This is a genomic window from Paenibacillus glycanilyticus (assembly GCF_023715145.1).
GTDB lineage: Bacteria > Bacillota > Bacilli > Paenibacillales > Paenibacillaceae > Pristimantibacillus > Pristimantibacillus glycanilyticus_A.
The window spans coordinates 167,810-187,157 of the sequence record NZ_JAMBNP010000003.1; the positions used below are offsets into that span (position 1 = coordinate 167,810).

Genomic DNA, 19,348 nt, shown 5'->3' on the forward strand with positions numbered 1-19,348 from the left:
CCGCCTCATGATCCGCTATGGACATCAGATCTTACGTAATAGATGAGGCTGAAGGCCATCGAGAGGACAAAGGTTGCGGACAAAATAATAAGCGCGGGAACCGCATAAGGATTTGGGTCGGCGAGATCCGCAATATCCTGGGCGAGATGTCGGACCGGCCAATATGGCGTAAGCCAAGGGAATAGAATGCCGCCCTGGCCATGGCCAATCTCGCCAATAACCGTGACTATGGTTGCGAATACGCCAAGAACGGCAGCGGGAATGACATTTTTGGCGATAAGGGTGACGGCTGCTGCAACTGGAACCGTGCCAAATGAAAGGAGACATACCCATACATTCATCTTCAGGCCAAGCCAGATGATATCGAAGTTAATGCTGCCCTGCAGCAGCTTCACAAGGCTCGCGGCAAGCACGGCTATACAGGACAAGACCGTGGTCATGACAATAAGGATGAACACGACAGCGAGCTTGGCTGACAATATTCTTGCGCGTGATACCGGATAAGAGAATAGCTGGTTAATGGTACGCTCTTGATATTCCCTGGAGATGATATAGGCCGTGAACAAAGCGAATATGGAGGGTGCGATCATAACAAGCACCATGCCTTGCCGATAAAACATGTCTTGAATGTCTATTCCGGCGGGTGTTCCATCGGGCGCTATTTTCGGCAGGAAGGCAAACAGCGCAACCAGATTGGCAGGGATGGCACCAAGCAGCACAAGCCAAGGGATTTTGGTGGATTTAAGCTTTAGCAGCTCTGTATAGATCACGTTAACCAAGAGGAACACCCCCCGTTACTTTTAGAAAATAATCCAGGCTATCTCCTGACAGCCGGATCTCTTTTACGCCAACTCCATGACTTGTCAGTGCGAGATTGACGCTCGCAGATTGATCAAGAGAGCCGTAAAGATGCAGGATACCCGGCCCTGCTATCCGGTAATCGGATAAGCCAAGCTTTTGCTCCAGCAGATAGGCGGCCTTCTTGTCATCGTCCACCTTGATCTCAAGATAATGCCGGGTCTTCCGCTGCAAGTCATCATAGTTAATCTCCTCCATCAGAGTGCCGTGATGAATGATTCCAACCCGGGTGGCCAGCTGTTCGACTTCGCTCAGCAGATGGCTGGAGATGATAAAGGTAATGCCGCGTTGTCTGGCCAAATCGAGAAACAGCTGCCGAATTTCCTTAATGCCCGCCGGATCGAGGCCATTCGTCGGCTCGTCGAGGACAAGCAGCTCGGGATGATGGAGCAGGGCACGGGCAATGCCGAGTCTCTGCTTCATGCCAAGCGAGTAATGCTTCACCTTCTGATTCCGGGCATCCAGCAGGCCAACGATCGAGAGGACCTCCTCGATATATTCTTTATTGCCCATTCCCATAAGGCGGCGATGGATTTCCAAATTGTCCGCGGCGCTTAGGTTCAGATAAAATCCGGGGTACTCGATAATAGCTCCAATCCGCTCCATAGCTCTCGCTCTCCTGCCGAACAAGCTCTCGCCAAACAACTCGATCTCTCCCGCGGTAGGCTGGATCAAGCCCATAATCATCCGCAGGGTTGTTGTTTTGCCGGCGCCGTTTTGGCCGAGAAAGCCGTAAATATCGCCTTGCCGGATATTCATATGGAGGTTATTGACGACTGTTTTCCCGCCATAACGTTTCGTTAAGTGATTGGTTCGCAGAACATAGTCCACGTTGATCAACTCCTTTCGAACCTTAGTGTACAGCAGAGATTTCACAGGCTATTAATAAATACCTTACAAAAACCTTAAATCGAATAATAAAAAGAAAAAGCCAAACCGGCCGCCGGTTTAACTTTTCATAAGGTTGAAGGAAAATACGGTTTTCTCATTCGGAGTACTGGCTGCCGTTATATGACCGCCCATCCTTTCGACCAGATTTTTCGCGATGGTCAGTCCTAGTCCGGTGCCTCGAAGCGAGGCATTTCTGGAAGCCTCTCCGGTATAAAGCCGTTCGAAAATATGGGGTAAATCCTGTCGGGCAATTCCTTTGCCCCGATCCCAAACCTCTACCCAGACCTTGCCGGTATGTTCTCTTGCGGTGATCCCAATCTCGCCGCCGTCGGCGCCGTAGCGCAGGCTATTGGACAGAAGATTGTTGAGGACGCGTCTTAGAAATGCCGAATCTCCTCTGACAAGGAGCGGATCTTCCGGGAGATCAATCACAGGCGTTACATTGGTTTTCATTAGAGCGGGGTAGAAATCAACCAGCACCTCGGGTATCAGTTCAGACAGGTTAACCGGGTGCAGATCAGGTGCGGCATCATCGGTCTCCAGGCGGGCCAACTCGAAGAAATCCTGTAGAAGAGTCAGCAGATCATCGCCTTTGCTCACGGCTATGCGGAGAAAAGCTTCTTTCTCCTCGGCGGACAAGGTCGCATCCTGCTGAAGGGCTTCCATGTAGCCAAGCAACGAGGTGAGCGGAGTACGCAGATCATGCGAAATATTGGCGATCATCCGTTTGCGTTCGTCCTCCAGAAAGGTTGTCCGCTCAAAGGACTTTTGAACATAATCGACCAGCCGGTTTAACTCTTCCCCTAATTCGTTCAGAGGCTTATTGGCCGTATGGAGACGATAGCGCATATTGAGATTGCCGGTTCGGATGTCGGATGTGGTCCGAACGAGCTTCCGGATTTCCTTCTGCAGTTGTATATAGCGGTAGAAGATAACAAGGCCAAACAGCAGCAGTACAGCAATAACGATAGGGTAGGCCATTCGGTTACCCCTCGCCCAGCTTGTAGCCGAAGCCCCAGACCGTCTGGATATACTGCGGGCTCGAAGGATCCTTCTCGATTTTCGTCCGAATCCGGTTAATATGCACCATGACGGTGTTGTCGTCGGCCATGCTTTCTTCCTGCCACACGGCTTGAAAGATATGGGATTTGGCAAATACCCGGGTAGGACTGGAGAGGAACAGCTTTAGTATGGCATATTCCTTGGCGGTAATCGGTTTTTTCTGTCCCCGCACCGTCAGCTCGCAGGATCCGGTATCCAGCTCCAAATCGCCATGCTTAAGAATTTTAGGTGCCGCCGCTGCATGATCGGGTTGAAAACCGATATAACGGCGAAGCTGGGCTTTCACCCTTGCGACAAGCTCGCCAATCGTAAAGGGCTTCGTTATGTAGTCATCGGCTCCAAGCTCCAGCAGGCTGATCTTGTCCATCTCTCTGTCTTTGGCCGATAAGACAATAACCGGCGTGGTTCTGGTCTCGCGGATCTTCCGCAAAACCTCTTGGCCGTCTACAATCGGCAGCATGAGATCGAGAATAATAAGCTGATACTCTTCCTTGGCTATGAGGGCGAGAGCTTCTTTGCCGTTATAGGCAGACTGAACTTCGTAATCTTCTTTCTTTAGGTACCGGGCAACCAGCTGGTTGATTTCCTGATCGTCTTCAATAATTAGAATGCGGGTAGAGACCATATGTATTCCCCTATCATGAGGTTATCTTCCGTTCAAAAACGAATATACCTTAGTGCCTGCCCGCGATTCAAGTCAGCTCCGCCCCGCGCGAAGGCGGTATTCCGTAGGGGAGCAGCTTGCTTCCTTGCGGAAGGCCTTGCCGAAATGGTTCGTGTCCGGAAAGCCGACGAGCTCTGCAATTTCCTTAATCGCCAGATCGGTTGTGCCAAGCAGCGACTTTGCCTTCTGCATGCGCCTGCGGTTCAAATATTTGAGCGGAGAAACGGCGAAATGCTTGTTAAAATAACGGACGAGATAGTTCGGATGAAGATGGACATGCTTGGCCAGCTGTTCAAGGGTCAAGGCTTCGGCCAGATTGGCTTCGATAAACGCCTCGATCCGCTTTAAACGTTCAATCTCGCCAAGCCGGCCCGGAACGAATCTAAGATGAGTATCTGATTGGGAGAGGAACAAGGCGATGATTTCGAGCAGAATGGATTTTTCGCGGATCCTCGCCAGGTAAGAGCGGTCCTGATACAGCACTCCCAGCTCCCGGAACAGACTTATCAAGGTGTCCATATGGGCAGGCGTTACGTCGAGAATATGCGGGACCTCGAGCCACTGGAACAGATCCATCTCGCCCATCGTCGCTGTGAAATGGCACCAATATTTCGTATAAGGGCTATTGCTTACGGCGGAGTAAGATTGCAGGACATGAGCGGGCATATGGACAAGCTGTCCGGGGACGGGGCGGTATTCCTCTCCGTCGATCTTAAGCCAGCCTTCGCCTTCGCAGATCAGATAAAATTTATTATAAGAAGGGACATAATCCAGCTCGCGCCACTGCGGCGTGCATTCGGTATAAAAGGCTTCCTCCAGATGAACCTGCAGATGCTGAATCATCTCGTTCAGGAACTCGTGATTACGGTTGAACGGCATGTGGCGACACCTCGAATTAGGTTAATCAAATCCCCATACAAGCTAATTTGCTGCCTATATCATATCACAAATGACCGCTAGACTAAGGGTATACCTTAGCTTTGGAGGCGATCCTTTCCAATGAGTCAATCTTATATTGAGCAGCGTACGGAGCGGACCAAGTGGTTCCTGCAAGACCGGTTTGGCATGTTTATTCACTGGGGGCTTTACGCTATACCCGCACGCGGGGAATGGGTAAGAAACGCGGAGCGGATAAGCGTAGAGGATTATCAGGTTTATTTCGATCAATTTAACCCGGAACGATATGAACCGAAGCAATGGGCGAAGGCGGCCAAAGCGGCGGGGATGAAATATGCGGTGCTTACCGCGAAGCATCATGACGGCTTCTGCCTGTTTGACAGCAAGCTGACCGAATACAAGTCCACCAATACGCCATGCGGAAGAGATCTGGTGAGAGAGTTTCTGGACGCTTTCCGCGAAGAAGGCTTGAAGGTTGGGCTCTATTATTCGCTGCTTGACTGGCATCATCCGGATTATCCGGCCTATGGCGACAGCATTCATCCGATGAGGGATAATGAGGCTTACAAACGTGACCCGGAGCGGTTCGTAAATTACCTCGACTATATGCATGGCCAGGTCCGCGAGCTGCTTACCGGCTACGGCAAGCTGGATATTATGTGGTTCGATTTCTCCTATGGCGATCTGAAAGGCGAAGCATGGCGGGCAACGGAGCTGATGGAGATGATCCGCTCCATTCAGCCGCAAATTATCGTGGACAATCGCCTAGAGGCCAGCGGCGAGGAAGGCGGATCCATCTATACCGGCAATCCGAGCTTATATTCGGGGGATTTTGCTTCTCCGGAGCAGATTATTCCGCCAAGCGGAGTTACCGATGAAGAGGGCAATTCCATTCCGTGGGAAGCGTGCATCACCCTGAATAATAATTGGGGCTATAGCGCGGCCGATCTTACTTACAAGTCGGCGAAGACCGTCATTCGCAAGCTGGTTGAATGCGTCAGCAAGAACGGCAATCTGCTCCTTAATGTGGGGCCGGACGCGAAAGGCGAGATTCCGAGGGAGTCGCTGGAGATCCTGGAGGAAGTCGGGCAATGGATAAGCAGAAACGGCGACAGCATCTACGGCTGCGGTGAAGCAGAGCTGCCTAAGCCGGAGTGGGGCCGCTATACGCGCAAGGGCAACAAGCTGTATGCCCATTTGTTCGAAGAAAGCATTGGGCCGGTCAGCCTGGTTGGTCTGGCGGGGCGAATAAAGCAAGCAAGGCTGCTGTCGGACGGATCCGAGGTATTTGTAACACGACCATGGAATGCCCAGCTGTACCAGAAGGATGCCTACTTCAACTTCGCAAGACCGGAGCATTCTACTTATCCGCTCCCGGATGGGCGGGATACCGTTGTTGAGCTTACGCTAATCGAAGAATAAAGGTTAAATGCCCCGCGTTACAGGAACGCGGGGCATTTATTCTACAGCATTATTGGCTGTCCTTTCAGACTTCCACCGTAATCGGCGTTTCCTCCCGAAAGCAGATCTCGGCAAATAATAAGCCTAAATCATTTGCGGTCTGCTGCAATTGCTGCAATAGAAGAAGCACTTCTTCTGTTATATTTTCGCCGAAGCGCTGCTTACCCGCCCGGATGCTCGACAGCACATCACTGGTCTGGATGGATATGGTCTTAATCGAATGATGCAGAAGAGGATTCGTCTCGATATAGCTGGCGAGCGAGTTGATTCCGAATCGGACCGAACGCGGGAACTCCGCATTCAGAAGCAGAAACTCGGTCACCTCGGTCAGCCGTACATGATGGGCATGATATTTGCGGAAGGCTTCGTAGCCGCCGCAGGACTTGAGCAGAATAAGAAACCGGTTATAGCGGAGCTCATCATCCAGCAGCTTTACATCCTGCTGCATATTCCGATAGGTGGCGTGAATGAGGCGTACCGTACCGTTCAATCGCTCCACGAATTTGCCGGTTTGAATGAAATTCCAATTCTGCCCGCGGACCATCGTGGCATCTGCAGCGCCGTTAAACAGAGCCAGCGATTCGCTGATGCGCTTGTAGAACAGATAAGGAGATTGCAGCATCAGCTTGCTGACATCCTGATCCTTCAGCCATAAGTAGAGGGTGTTCATAATATCCCAGAGCTCGCCAGGAAGCATAGGGCGGAGAGTGCGGATATGATTTCGAACCTGCTGAATGCTGGAAAATATGCTTTCCGGATTTGTCCGGTCAAAGGTCAGATCATGCAGGACAGTCCATTCATTAGCGGGAAGATGAGGTTCATTGTTATAGTCTACAGCTGCTTTAAGCCGTTGCCAGGCATAACCCTGTTCATCTTCCATTAATTCATGGCGCATACTGTAATTGATATTGATGATGCGGGCATAATGATCTGCCCGTTCCACGCAGCGCCCGATCAGGAGCAGTAATTCCGCATAGCGGTTTATCATCTCAGATCACCTCGTAAGTAGATGGTGTTATTACGCAAGCACCCATGTATCTTTCGTTCCGCCGCCCTGCGAGGAATTGACGACAAGGGAGCCTTCCTGCAGAGCGACGCGGGTCAGCCCGCCAGGCACAACATAGGTGTCGGAGCCCATAAAGGTAAAGGCGCGCAAATCAATATGCCTCGGAGCGACACGGCCGGCTGTCAGCGAAGGGCAGCAGGATAGCTTCATCGTCGGCTGGGCGATATAACGCTCCGGATGCCGGACGATTTTTTCAGCAAAAGCTTTGATTTCTTCTTCCGTAGCCGAAGGGCCAATCAGCATGCCGTACCCGCCCGACAAGGAGCGTTCTTTGACAACCATATCGGAGAGGCGCGACAGGACATATTCTCTTTCATGCGGTCTCGTCAGAATATAGGTCGGAACGTTGCTTAGAATCGGCTCTTCCTTCAAATAGTAGCGGATCATATCTGGCACAAAGGCATATACCGCTTTGTCGTCCGCAACTCCTGTTCCAGGAGCATTAGCAAGAGCGACATGGCCGGCAAGGTACGCGTCCATTAGTCCCGGCACACCAAGTAAGGAATCTTTGCGGAAAACCTTCGGATCGAGAAACTCATCGTCAATACGCCGGTAGATGACATCCACCCGCCGCAGTCCTTGACGGCTCTTTAAGTACACGGTCCGGTCCTTCACGACGAGGTCGTTTCCTTCGACCAGCTCTATGCCCATTTCTTGCGCCAGGAAGCAATGATCATAATAGGCGGAGTTGTAAATGCCCGGCGTCAGCAGGACAACATGAGGGTCGGGATTGGAATGAGGAGCCAAGCTGCGAAGGCTGCTGAGAAGGGCGTTCATGCCTTGATCCAAACTGCGGATCCGATAATCGAAGCATAATTCCGGGAATAAGCTCGTCATTAAATCACGGTTCTTATACACATAAGACAGACCTGAAGGAGTTCTCAGATTATCTTCGAGCACATAATACTCGCCCGATTGGCCGCGGATAATATCAATGCCGGATAATGGTATATAAATGCCGTTTGGAACATCCACTCCTGCCATCTCCGGCACATAGTAAGGATTGTTCAGAACCATGTCTCCCGGGATCAGTCCGTCTTTCAGTATGTTCTGCTCATGATAGATATCCCATATAAAACGATTCAACGCTTTGGCTCGCTGCTTCAAACCCTGGCTCAGATGAGCCCACTCCTCGGAAGTGATCATTCTTGGCAGCAAATCGAAAGGAATCGTCCTTTCCCGGGAGGATTCCTCGGGATTATTGCTATATAAGGTAAAGGTAACACCTTGTGTAACCATTTCCGCCTGCATCATAGCGTCGCGTGTCTTTAAGTCTTCCAGTCCCATTTTGGTCAACCGTTGCAGCATTGCCCCATAGTGAACTCTGCCTTTTCCGCGTCCCTCGAACATTTCATCGTAAAAAGCCGGATGCTCATAATCAGCGAAGAGCTGGTTCATGTTATCCTTCATCATTAGCATGGCCATGACGGATATCCCTCCATTGTTCTTATTCCTTGTTCCATCTATTAGAGTGTGAATTTAACTAACATTTGGATAACAGAGCAAGTATAGATCAGAGGTTCCATGATTGTATGTCGAAACCGCTTGCTCAAATGTGTCTATTTTGTGACAATTCGATTTTGCATGTTTACTTCTATTTTTTGCTATATTCACTTGTTTGTAAGGATAGTAAGATATAGGAAATAAAAGGTGAGGTGCATGCATGAGGTTTACGATCCGAAGCAAGCTGCTTATCAGCTTCTTATCCGTTGCTTTCTTTGTGGCTGCGGTGAACATTACCGCGTACGTCTACAACGACAAATTGAATCATTCCTTCAATGATCTAATAGACCAGCGGGTAGCTGTGCTAAATAAGGCGACGGAGATTCAATATTTGGCCGTACAGCAAACGAACAGCTTAAGAGGTTATTTGCTGACGCAGGATCCTGGATTTATGGAGGAGCTGCGAACGTCGAATACCGCAATGTCCGTACTTGTCGGCGAAGTGGAAGACCTAATTATCCGGCCGGAGGCGAAGGAATCTTTTCAGGAGTTGGCCAATACCGATACCTCCTTTATTAGAAGCTCCGAGCAATTGCTGGCAAACCTCGAGAAGGATCATAATCAGGCGGACGCATTAGCTGATTTCAAAACAACCGTACTCCCATTAGGCGAACAGTTAGGTCCACTCTCCCGGAAGTTTGTGGAATACCAGCAGCAGCTGCTGGAAGAGGACCGGATAGAAAACTCTTCGATGGTCAACTTCGTTAACACCTTGACCGCTATCCTTACCGTTATTACTTTTCTTCTGACCCTTCTTATTGGACTCCTGTTATCACACCGCATCACGAGCAATCTCTTCAAAATAACAAGCGTCATTACCGGCTTTATCCATAATTCCAAGACAGCTTCGAACATTCCGCATATTGAAGTTCGATCCCAAGACGAGATCGGAGACATTGCCCGGTCATTTAATGAAATGGCCATTACGCTGAACAAGTATTCCATTCTGGAGCAGGAGCAGCGCTGGCTTGAGACTAATGTTGCCGACATGGCGACCAGATTCCAGGGCGTCAATAATCTTGAGGCTTTGGCTCAGCTGTTCATTACGGCCATCACTCCGCTAGTGGATGCCAGCTATGGCGTATTTTATTTGAAAGACGGCACGGGCCGGCGTCATCAGCTGAATAAGCTGGCGTCGTATGCGTATCAGCAGTCGGCGATCGGAGTAGATTCCTTTAAGAATGGGGAAGGACTAGTCGGACAAGCGGCGCTCGAGAGCCGCACCATTCTGCTGACCAATGTACCGGACAACTATATTCAGATTTCATCCGGGTTAGGGAAAGCCTCGCCTGCCAGTCTGCTCATCATGCCGATCCATTTCGAAGGTCAGGTTGTTGCCGTGATGGAGTTGGCGTCGTTTGGGACCTTTACCCCGATTCAGCAATCGCTGCTGCAACAAGTATCTACTCACCTCGGAAGCGTATTAAGTAGTCTTGCGGGTCGCATGCAGGTCGAGCAGCTGCTGGCGGAGTCACAGGTATTGACGGAGGAGCTGCAAACCCAGTCAGAAGAGTTGAGAGGCATTAACGAGAAGCTGGAAGAGCAGCACAAGAACTCCGAGCAGAAGACAAGAGAGCTGGAGAAGACGAAGACCCAGCTGGAGGAGAAGGCAAGGCAGCTGTCGCTAAGCTCCCAGTACAAATCCGAATTTCTGGCCAATATGTCGCATGAGCTTCGAACACCGCTGAACAGTCTGTTGATCCTGTCGAACATTCTGGCAAGCAATACCGAAGGGAACCTGAACAATCATCAAGTGAAGTATGCCCATACGATCCATCAGTCAGGTAATGATTTGCTGCAGCTGATTAACGATATTCTCGATCTGGCAAAGGTGGAAGCGGGCAAAATCGATCTTGTACACGGCAAAGTCTGTCTGCATGAAATTAGCGATTATGCCGAGCAGCAATTCCTTCCGGTTGCGCGTCAGAGTGGTCTCCGGTTTACAACGATTGTGGATTCTGATCTGCCGCAGGCGCTCTTTACAGATGAACAGCGATTATTGCAAATTATCAAGAATCTGCTGTCCAACGCCTTCAAATTCACCGAACGCGGCGAAGTGAAGCTGCATATTCACCGTGCGCAGAAAGAATCGCAGATGGAGGGGGGGATCGCCTTCTCTATTATAGATACCGGTATTGGCATTCCAAAGGAGAAGCAGGACCTGATCTTCCAAGCCTTCCAACAGGCTGACGGAACGACAAACCGGAAGTATGGCGGTACGGGACTAGGCCTATCGATTAGTATTAACATGGCGCATCTGCTGGGCGGAACGATTAACGTAGCCAGCGTGCCAGGCAAAGGAAGCGTGTTCACTCTTGTTCTTCCTTGTGAAGAGGACTATGAAGAGGGCAGTCCTTCCGTTGTGCTGCAGCAATCCGCTGCAGCTGCGACAGAACCCGAGGTTCAGGTTCTGGGAGACCTGCCGGCTGATGACGCGGATCTGGATGATGTGGTCTGGACAAACAAAAAAATATTAATCGTCGACGACGATATGCGAAATATTTATGCGACAACCATTGCACTTGAGAGTAAAAAAGTAAATGTGCTTTTTGCCGAGAATGGACTTTCGTGCTTGAAAGTGCTGAAGGAACATCCCGATGTCGATCTTATCCTGATGGATATTATGCTGCCTGAAATGGACGGCTATGAGACCATGCGAACCCTGCGGCAAATGCCCGGATTTAGCGCTTTGCCGATCATTGCTTTGACGGCCAAAGCAATGAAAGACGATAAAGTTAAATGCATCGAAGCAGGTGCATCCGATTATATGAGCAAGCCTGTCAAGCTGGAGCAGTTGTTCGCGCGCATCCATTCTTGGCTGAGCAGATAGGTGGTAAGTCAGCATGTGCATGAATGAAAAGGAATCGATGGACGAACGGGAGCAACTGGAGATTGAGCTGCTGCTGGAGGCGTTGTACCGGTATTACGGCGTAGATTTCAGAAACTATGTACTGCCAACAATACGCCGCAGAGTGTGGAACCGGATTCGGGCGGAACGCCTTAAGACGATTTCCGGTCTGCAGGAGAAGGTCCTGCATGACCGGCAGGCGTTCAAACGGCTTGCTGATGATTTCTCGATCAATGTCACGGAGCTGTTCCGCGACCCCAGCTTCTTCAAGGCTTTCAGGGACAAAGTTGTGCCCCAGATGAAGGATTATCCCCGCATCCGCATTTGGCATGCCGGCTGTTCCACGGGCGAAGAGGCTTACTCCATGGCCATCCTGCTGCATGAAGAAGGGATGCTGGAGAAGACAAGAATTTATGCGACCGATATGAATGAAGCGGTAATTGAAGAAGCCAAGCTGGAATCCTTTCCTCTCGACCGTTTGGTCCCTTATGCCCGTAATTACATGCAGTCAGGCGGGAAAAAGTCAATTAAAGAATATGTGTCGGTCATGAGCGACCGCGCGGAATTCCGTCCTTTTCTGGGAGAGAAAATTACGTTCGCCCAGCATAATCTGGCGGTGGATGAGTCCTTTAATGAGTTTCACGTGATCATCTGCCGCAACGTCATGATTTACTTTAATTCCTATTTGCAGAACCGCGTTCATGAATTGTTCTATCAGAGCTTGTCCCCTTCCGGCTTTCTTGGTCTGGGGCAAAAGGAGAGCATGACATTTACCAGCTTTACAGACTGTTACAAGGAGATGGAACCAAATGAGAAGATTTACCGAAAAGTTAAATAGCGCGGTATCCAAAGTGAATATTCTGATGGTCGATGACCGTCCGGAAAATTTGATTGCCCTTGAAGCGATTCTGGCTTCGCCGAATTACCGGCTGTACTCCGCCCATTCCGGCGAGGAGGCGCTGCGTCATGTGCTGACAACCGATTTTGCCGTTATTTTGCTTGATGTGCAGATGCCGGGCATGAACGGGTTTGAAACAGCAAGCCTTATCAAGATGAGAGATCGCTTGAAGCATGTTCCGATTATCTTTATTACGGCGATTAGTCAGGCGGCAGAGCATGTAAAGCATGGCTACTCGGTAGGCGCCATCGACTATATTTTCAAGCCGTTCCATGCCGAAACGTTAAAAATGAAAATCGAAGCATTCGTTCAGCTGTATCAATATCAGGAGCAGATCAAGCTGCAGAATGAATTATTAAAGGTCATTGGCGAGACCTCTAATGATACTATCGTAACCGTTGATGAAGCGGGTATTATGCAAACCCTCAATCCCACGGCAGCAAGGATGTTTGGCTATTCTCCGGACAGGCTGGCCGGCCGTCCCGTTGACGATATTGTACCGGCTCTATCTTCCTTTCTTCATGCCGGGAAGAGTCCGGGTGCAAAGCTTATCGAAACAACGGCTATGCGCAAAGACACCATCCCGTTCCCCGTAGATGTTCAGATTGGAAGAGCAAGCATTGCCCAGCAGCAGCTTTACGTTTGCTCGATTCGAGATGTGACCGACCGCAAGATGATGGAGGAGGAGAGGTTCCGCAAAATTTTTGACGCAACACCTTGCCTCATTGCTCTGAGATCTATGAAGGATAAGCGTTATATCAATGTCAATGAAAGCTTGCTGCAAGCGATGGGCTATGAAGGGCAAGGGGGAATCAATCAGACGTCGGATCTGCTGCAATATATTGTGGAAACGGAAGGCAAGGGGAATGAGCGCCATAATCCTTGGCTGCCTGCCCGTAATGTTCGGATTCGATATATGACCAAGACCGGAGATCTGAAGGACGGACTTCTCTCCAATGAAGTGATGCGGGTTCACGGAGAGGAATGTCTGCTTAGCGTAGTGACGGATATTTCAGAGCGCGTGTTTCTGGAGAAAGAAATTACCCGTCTCGACCGGCTTAATATTACCGGGGAGATGGCAGCCGGCATCGTTCATGAAATCCGTAATCCGATGACAACGGTACGGGGGTTCCTTCAGCTGTCGAGGAACAATCCGTCGAAGGAATATACGGACATCATGATTGAAGAGCTGGACCGGGTACATAATATCGTGACCGAGTTCTTGTCTGTTGGCGCACAGGCTCCAACCAGCCGCAAACTGAAGCGGATTAATACCATCATTGAAACGCTATTCCCGCTGATCCAGTCGAAGGCTTTGACCGGTAATCATGATATTGCCCTTGACCTGGGCGAATGCCCGCCGATGCAATTGGATGAGAAGGAGATTCGCCAGCTGGTGCTTAATCTCGTGCTGAACGGACTGGATGCCATGCCTTCCGGCGGCCATTTGAAAATCAGGACTTATGCGGACAGTAAGCAGGTGGTAATGGAGGTAAGAGATCAGGGGAGCGGTATTAAGGAAGAATTCCTGGAGAAGCTGGGAACTCCGTTCTTCAGCACCAAGGCGAGCGGAACCGGTCTTGGCCTATCCGTCAGCTATGGTATTGCCGCACGTCATGACGCCGTCATCAAGGTGCAGACAAGCGAGCAGGGCACGACGTTTTTTGTGCATTTTAACTTGTAGCGAATAGTGGTAAAACAACAGACCTCCTGCTTGGCAGAGAGGTCTGTTCTGTTTCGAGCGTAAGCACCTTACGACTGCAGGCGCTCCAATCCGTTCATATATTTGCGCAAGGCTTCCGGAATGCGGATCGAACCGTCTTCCTCCTGGTGATTCTCAAGCAGGGGAATAAGGATCCGCGGCGAAGCTACGGCCGTGTTATTGAGCGTATGGCAGAACCGCGTTTTCCCCTCGGCGTCCCGGTATCGGATATTCGAGCGGCGTGCCTGGAAATCCAGAAGATTCGACGACGAATGGGTTTCGCCGTAAGCCTGCCGGCTTGGCATCCATGTCTCGATGTCGAATTGTTTATAGGTTTTTTGCGACATATCTCCCGTACACACCGCCATGACGCGATAGGGAAGCTCCAGCTGCCGCAAGAGGTCCTCCGCGTTTTGCGTGATTTCCTGAAGCATCTGCTCCGAAGCCTCCGGGCTGCCCTCGCAAATGATAACCTGCTCCACCTTCGAGAATTGATGTACCCGATACAAGCCGTGGACGTCCTTGCCTGCCGAACCGACCTCACTTCTGAAGCAGGTCGAGGCGGCTGCCAGTCTTATGGGCTCGCGGACATCCACGATTTCGTTATCGTAGTACGATATCAGGGGAACCTCCGACGTACCGACCAGGTAGTTGTCATCGCCGGCTATCTGATAAGTCTGGTCCTGACCAAGCGGGAAGAAGCCGGTATTGTACAAGGCTTCCCTCCGTACCATGAGCGGAACCTCGAGCAGGGTAAAGCCTCTGGCTAGAAGAAGATCCAGGGCAAGCTGCTGAACGGCACGATGCAAGGCGGCGCCTGCGCCGGTTAAATAATAATGACGGCTACCGGCTGTTTTGACTCCGCGGGGGATGTCGATCATACGGTGAAGCTCGCCAAGTCTCACGTGATCCTTGGGTTCAAAGGTAAAGCCGGTTGGCTCGCCGACCTGTCTAAGCTCAACATTATCTTGATCCGAGAGGCCGACCGGCGTATCCGGCGATACGATGTTCGGGACATAAAGCATCAGGTTCGCGTATTGCTCGTGAACGGCTTTGTGCTCCTGTTCCAAGGCGGCTAGACGGTGGTTAATTTCCCTCATGTGCTGCTTCTTCTGCTGAAGATGCTGATGCTCATCGCTGTTGATCGACAGATTGATCTCCTGAATCGTCTGATTCCGCTCTTGGCGAAGCTCCTCGATTTGCTGCAGCAGCATCCTTCTTTGATCATCCCGTTCCACAAGCTGCGAGACGGAGATCGTCATCCCTTTCTGGTCCGCTACGGTTTGAATACGTTCCTGGTTGTTCCTGATCCACTTGATGTCTAACATGGCAACTCGCTCCTCTATAATGGAATACAAAAAAGCGCTCTAATCGTCCGATTGGGACGAAGAGCGCTTGTATTCTCGCGGTGCCACCCAAATTGATTAAACAGTACTGACCACTGTTTAATCCACTTAGTTCCGCGGTAACGGGCGGGTCCGGTTAACTTAGGGGATACTCCCTTGACGAGAACGCCTCCGAGTTGGATTCTCTTCATCGGCATAATTTCGTTTGAATTTTTACTAGTATAGCTTATGCCGCTCTTTTTATACAAGTGTTAGTTTTTATGGATATTAGGTTTAGCGCTGCTGGGCAGGGGCGAGCGAGTAGTAGCGCTCGGTTTTATCCAGCGTTTCTCTTATTTTCTCATCCCACACATAGCTCAGTTCAAACGTTCCTTCCTGGAAGAAGAGCGGGAATCGGCGCGCAAACCAGCTTTGCATGGGAAGCTTGAGGGCGTCATCCTTGTTCACCCAGAGCAGCTCGCCTTCCGGCGGATTCTCGAGCAGAGTCCCTTCAAACGAAGTCGCCAGGTAGTTGAAGACCATGTATCTGAGCTGCGTGTAAGGGTCGCAGAATTCTTCCAGTCCTTTATAGATGATATCCTTGACGATCAACCCTGTCTCTTCCCGGACTTCCCGAATCGCCCCATTCACCAGACTCTCGGGGAAATCAACTTTGCCGCCGGGAGCAATATAGCCCGGGAACCCCTTTTTTATCTGGCCTATTCATTAAAAGTACCTTATCCTTATCTTGTACCATACACATCGTATACATCTTATAGGTAATGGACATGACATGCCGCCGCCTATTCTGCTAGATTATGATTAATAGTTTTATTTTACCACAATGTTCAATTTTGAAGGGGTGCGCATCATCCATGCAAGGATACAACGTTCTAGTGGTCTACAGCCGGGACTTGAGCATGCTCCTGATGTGTGCAAACGTCTCAAGGATCCATACAAAGGATTAAGTAATTTGGTCGGCGGAAAAATCGAGCCCGGCGAGGCAGGATTGGATGCTGCATACTTGTGAGTTTATACGCAGGCAAGGGGAATATAGGACATATGATTATGCAGGTGAACTTGTACAAAGACAAACTATTCGGGGAGTGACAATCAATGAGTGAACAAGACATTATCAAGCAGACGCGGCTGCCGGTGACGGCAAGCGGAATGCTGCATGACCTGCGGCAGCTGGGCATACAAGAGGGGGATTATCTGATCGTTCATTCTTCCTTGTCCAGCATCGGGTGGGTGTGCGGCGGTGCGCAAGCCGTGGTGCAGGCGCTGCTCCAATCCGTCGGAGCCGAAGGGACGCTTGTGATGCCGGCGCAAAGCGGAGATTGGAGTGATCCTGCCGAATGGGGGAATCCTCCGGTGCCGCAGGAATGGATCGATATCATCTATAACGAAATGCCGGCGTTTGATCCGGCAGTAACGCCAACGCGGGGAATGGGGCGCATTGCCGAGCTGTTCCGGACTTATCCGGGGACGCTGCGGTCGGAGCATCCGCAGGTATCCTTCTGCGCGAACGGCAAATATGCGGAATACATGATAACCGGTCATCCGTTAACTCCTCAGTTCGGGGAAGCGTCGCCGCTTGGCAAGCTGTATGCGGCTGGTGCAAAGATCCTGCTCCTCGGGGTTGGCTTTGATTCCTGTACAAGCTTGCACCTTGCCGAGACGAGATTGGACGACATGCCGACCAAAAAGATGGGCACCGCCATGCTGATGAATGGAGAGCGTTCCTGGCAGTGGTTCACGGATTATGCGTATGACTCGGGTGACTTTGACCGGATTGGAGCGCAGATCGAAGGACAGATTCGGGTCCGGCGGGGCAAAATAGGCCAGGCTGATTGCATGCTGCTTCCCATGAAGGAGGCGGTGGATGCGGCAAGCAAGTGGCTGGGCAGGCATCGGAACTTATCCTAAAGGGAAAACGGAGCGGGCAATATGATCGAGCGGTTCATGTATAGAGCGGCATGGAAGGATGGACGGCAAGAGGATGGAATTGCCGCATTGCAGCAAGACGAGTATGTAATCGGTCTGGTAAAGCAAGGCCGATTGATGACGGCGGCGGCGTTCTACTGGAATCAACAGGCTTTTCTCTATTATGAATGCATGGACGGCAGGCTCGCTCCCGAGGAAGTTGCCGGTGCGGCGGAGCCGTATCTGAAGGATTGGCCGGGACAGACGGAGCCGCGCAAGTGGATTCGGATGATGGACGTATTTCACTTCAACGAGCCTGCCGATACGGAGCATTGGCTCCGTAAGCTTCCGGTAGAGAAAAGAGTGGGGCGGGTTGCGCATCTGAAGCCGGAGATGATCGGCAGCTATGTGTATTATCATTATCAGCTTCAGGAGGAGCGGGCTTTCTTCGGACCCAAATATGAAATAATCGGGATTCACGAGAATCTTCTGTTTGGTTATCAGGAGTTCCCGAATGTAACGGAAGAGCCCGTGGTGCCGGGACGTCTTCGCACAAAGGGGACGCCGGAGAACTGGAACGACTCCAGAATGGATCTGCATTTTCAACCGTGGGAAGACGGGCATCTGTATTTCAAGCCAATTGAGGGGATTTATGCTTATTACATAGGCGAAATGGCTGATTAGAGCATCGCGGCAAAGAGGGCTGTCCCGTATTTCGGGACGGCTTTTTTTGCTGCCATAACAGGCGGAAACCCGCGGATTTACTGGCGCAACCTGCGGTTGCGGGGCTTCGCAACGAAAGCTCGCTTTACTTCGTACATAGAATTCAGCATGATGTGGATATGAAATTGCTCGCGGAAAGGTGATAGCCGATATGGTGTTTGGAGAGAAGCTCAAGAGCATGAGGCAGCAGCGTGGCTGGTCGCAGGATGAGCTGGCGGAGAAGCTGTTCGTAAGCCGGCAGTCCGTATCGAAGTGGGAAAACAATCAGAACTATCCGAGTATCGAAATTATTATTAAAATTAGCGATCTGTTCGAAGTTACCATTGATGAACTGTTAAGGAGCGATGAGGAGTTGACAAAGAAGGTGATCGACGACAGCAAGCAGCTGGCTTATCCGGGACTAAAGGTGTTATTTGACTTGCTTTTCCTGCTCGGTGTAACTTTGCTTATTATTAAGCTTGCCGTGCTTGGACTGAACAAATTGGCAGGCATGGATCTTTCCCTCGGCGATTCATGGGTCTGGAATTTTGGTCCTCTTGTTCTCATGGTTGGCGCGGGGATTGGCTCCGGCATTGTGAAGGAGAAATATAAAAAAGAATAAACCAGTGATCCGGAGTTTACCATTATGATACCGATTGAACAAGAAAAAGCATAAAGCTTGGTCAAGGAGCCTCCGCAGAGCCTGTCTGCCCGAGGCTCCTTATTGTTACATGGCCCCCGTCACTACCGTTAACGGCATGCCGGCTTTGCGGTAGGATAAGACCTCATAAGCATCAAGCCGGCTGTCCGTAATAATCTCGTCGAATTCATCAATCCCCGCAAAAATGGCAAGCGAGTTATAGCTGAACTTGGTGGAATCGGCCAGCAGAATGGTTTTCCCCGCAGCTTCCATCGTGGTCTGCCGAACCCCTACGAGATTTGGCGACCAAGCCATGGCCCCTTTGGTCAATGAGACTGCCTCGCAAGTAAGGAATGCGGCGTCAACGGTCATGGCTTTCAGCATTTTCTCCGCGTAAATCCCGTCCAGACTATAGGCCCACTTACTGATTCTTCCGCCTGAGCAATACACATCAAAGCTGCCAAACCGCTCTTCGTTAGACAGCATGAGGGCGGTGTGCAGATCGCGGGTAATGATCTTGAGCCCCTTGAACCGCTCCAATTCATCCACCATAGAGGCCACGGTCGTGCCGGCATCCAGAATAATGCTCATTCCGTCCTGAATATGCTTGACGGCTTCCCTGGCAATCGCCGTCTTCTCCGTTTTATGCTCGTTTGCGCGCTGCTCGTATTTGGCGCCCATGAACCGTTTTACTTTCACGGCTCCGCCGTGGAAACGTTGAATCTTGCCCTCCGACTGTAGGAGATCAAGATCGCGGCGGATCGTCATCTTGGAGACGTTAAACTGCTCGGCAAGCTCGAGGATCGTTAACTGTGGTTTTGAATCGAGCAGCATCATAATTTCGTGGCGGCGTGTTCCGATTAGCATATTTATCCTCTCCCAATAGCTCACTTTTACATTCCATT

16 protein-coding genes and 1 pseudogene are annotated in these 19,348 nt (G+C 50.7%); 7 read left to right on the plus strand and 10 right to left on the minus strand.

Annotated elements, in window-relative coordinates; all coding sequences use genetic code 11:
• Window positions 1–5 precede the first annotated feature (5 nt).
• From M3194_RS10390 to M3194_RS10410, 5 genes are all read right to left on the minus strand, one after another.
• Window positions 6–770 carry an ABC transporter permease gene (locus M3194_RS10390; protein WP_251654199.1) on the minus strand — a complete coding sequence of 255 codons (765 nt, stop codon included), beginning with the start codon at window positions 768–770 and terminating at the stop codon, window positions 6–8.
• Between the two features lies 1 nt (window position 771).
• Window positions 772–1,689: an ABC transporter ATP-binding protein gene (locus tag M3194_RS10395; protein ID WP_251653367.1), complete on the minus strand. Its 918-nt coding sequence runs from the start codon at window positions 1,687–1,689 to the stop codon at window positions 772–774.
• A gap of 117 nt (window positions 1,690–1,806) precedes the next feature.
• The gene (locus tag M3194_RS10400) at window positions 1,807–2,730 is read right to left on the minus strand and encodes a sensor histidine kinase (protein WP_251653368.1); all 924 of its coding nucleotides are present in this window, start codon (window positions 2,728–2,730) and stop codon (window positions 1,807–1,809) included.
• 4 nt (window positions 2,731–2,734) lie between these two features.
• Complete coding sequence (locus M3194_RS10405; RefSeq protein WP_251653369.1) at window positions 2,735–3,436, minus strand: response regulator transcription factor; 702 nt, start codon at window positions 3,434–3,436, stop codon at window positions 2,735–2,737.
• A 72-nt stretch (window positions 3,437–3,508) separates the two neighbouring features.
• Window positions 3,509–4,354, minus strand: a complete 846-nt coding sequence (locus M3194_RS10410) for an AraC family transcriptional regulator (RefSeq protein WP_251653370.1) — start codon at window positions 4,352–4,354, stop codon at window positions 3,509–3,511.
• Between the two features lie 120 nt (window positions 4,355–4,474).
• Between M3194_RS10410 and M3194_RS10415 the strand changes: the two genes are divergently transcribed.
• Entirely contained in the window at window positions 4,475–5,794 is a 1,320-nt protein-coding gene (locus M3194_RS10415; protein ID WP_251653371.1) for an alpha-L-fucosidase, read from the plus strand.
• Window positions 5,795–5,858: 64 nt separating this feature from the next.
• On the opposite strand, the gene M3194_RS10420 is transcribed toward M3194_RS10415, so the two are convergent.
• Together M3194_RS10420 and M3194_RS10425 are read right to left on the minus strand one after the other, a co-directional pair.
• Window positions 5,859–6,821 (minus strand): alpha-E domain-containing protein, encoded by a 963-nt coding sequence (locus tag M3194_RS10420; RefSeq protein ID WP_251653372.1) that lies wholly within the window; start codon window positions 6,819–6,821, stop codon window positions 5,859–5,861.
• Window positions 6,822–6,851: 30 nt separating this feature from the next.
• Window positions 6,852–8,324 carry a circularly permuted type 2 ATP-grasp protein gene (locus M3194_RS10425; RefSeq protein WP_251653373.1) on the minus strand — a complete coding sequence of 491 codons (1,473 nt, stop codon included), beginning with the start codon at window positions 8,322–8,324 and terminating at the stop codon, window positions 6,852–6,854.
• Between the two features lie 238 nt (window positions 8,325–8,562).
• Between M3194_RS10425 and M3194_RS10430 the strand changes: the two genes are divergently transcribed.
• Genes M3194_RS10430 through M3194_RS10440 form a run of 3 tightly spaced genes read left to right on the plus strand, consistent with a single transcriptional unit; the run spans window position 8,563 to window position 13,832 of the window.
• Window positions 8,563–11,232 carry an ATP-binding protein gene (locus tag M3194_RS10430; protein ID WP_251653374.1) on the plus strand — a complete coding sequence of 890 codons (2,670 nt, stop codon included), beginning with the start codon at window positions 8,563–8,565 and terminating at the stop codon, window positions 11,230–11,232.
• A 13-nt stretch (window positions 11,233–11,245) separates the two neighbouring features.
• Window positions 11,246–12,088, plus strand: a complete 843-nt coding sequence (locus M3194_RS10435; RefSeq protein ID WP_251653375.1) for a CheR family methyltransferase — start codon at window positions 11,246–11,248, stop codon at window positions 12,086–12,088.
• Window positions 12,060–13,832 carry a response regulator gene (locus tag M3194_RS10440; protein WP_251653376.1) on the plus strand — a complete coding sequence of 591 codons (1,773 nt, stop codon included), beginning with the start codon at window positions 12,060–12,062 and terminating at the stop codon, window positions 13,830–13,832. The genes M3194_RS10435 and M3194_RS10440 overlap by 29 nt, the downstream gene beginning before the upstream one ends.
• Window positions 13,833–13,900: 68 nt before the next feature.
• Here M3194_RS10440 and serS read toward each other — a convergent pair whose 3' ends face one another.
• Together serS and M3194_RS10450 are read right to left on the minus strand one after the other, a co-directional pair.
• A complete protein-coding gene (gene serS / locus M3194_RS10445; protein ID WP_251653377.1) occupies window positions 13,901–15,178 on the minus strand; it encodes a serine--tRNA ligase in 1,278 nt (425 codons plus the stop codon).
• A gap of 291 nt (window positions 15,179–15,469) precedes the next feature.
• Window positions 15,470–15,965 (minus strand): annotated as a pseudogene (locus M3194_RS10450) (NUDIX domain-containing protein).
• A gap of 326 nt (window positions 15,966–16,291) precedes the next feature.
• On the opposite strand from M3194_RS10450, the gene M3194_RS10455 reads away from it, so the two are divergent.
• From M3194_RS10455 to M3194_RS10465, 3 genes are all read left to right on the plus strand, one after another.
• The gene (locus tag M3194_RS10455; protein WP_251653378.1) at window positions 16,292–17,104 is read left to right on the plus strand and encodes an AAC(3) family N-acetyltransferase; all 813 of its coding nucleotides are present in this window, start codon (window positions 16,292–16,294) and stop codon (window positions 17,102–17,104) included.
• A gap of 21 nt (window positions 17,105–17,125) precedes the next feature.
• Window positions 17,126–17,785: a hypothetical protein gene (locus M3194_RS10460; protein ID WP_251653379.1), complete on the plus strand. Its 660-nt coding sequence runs from the start codon at window positions 17,126–17,128 to the stop codon at window positions 17,783–17,785.
• A 190-nt stretch (window positions 17,786–17,975) separates the two neighbouring features.
• A complete protein-coding gene (locus M3194_RS10465) occupies window positions 17,976–18,425 on the plus strand; it encodes a helix-turn-helix domain-containing protein (RefSeq protein WP_251653380.1) in 450 nt (149 codons plus the stop codon).
• Window positions 18,426–18,530: 105 nt separating this feature from the next.
• Here M3194_RS10465 and M3194_RS10470 read toward each other — a convergent pair whose 3' ends face one another.
• Window positions 18,531–19,310: a DeoR/GlpR family DNA-binding transcription regulator gene (locus M3194_RS10470; protein WP_251653381.1), complete on the minus strand. Its 780-nt coding sequence runs from the start codon at window positions 19,308–19,310 to the stop codon at window positions 18,531–18,533.
• Window positions 19,311–19,348: the final 38 nt, after the last annotated feature.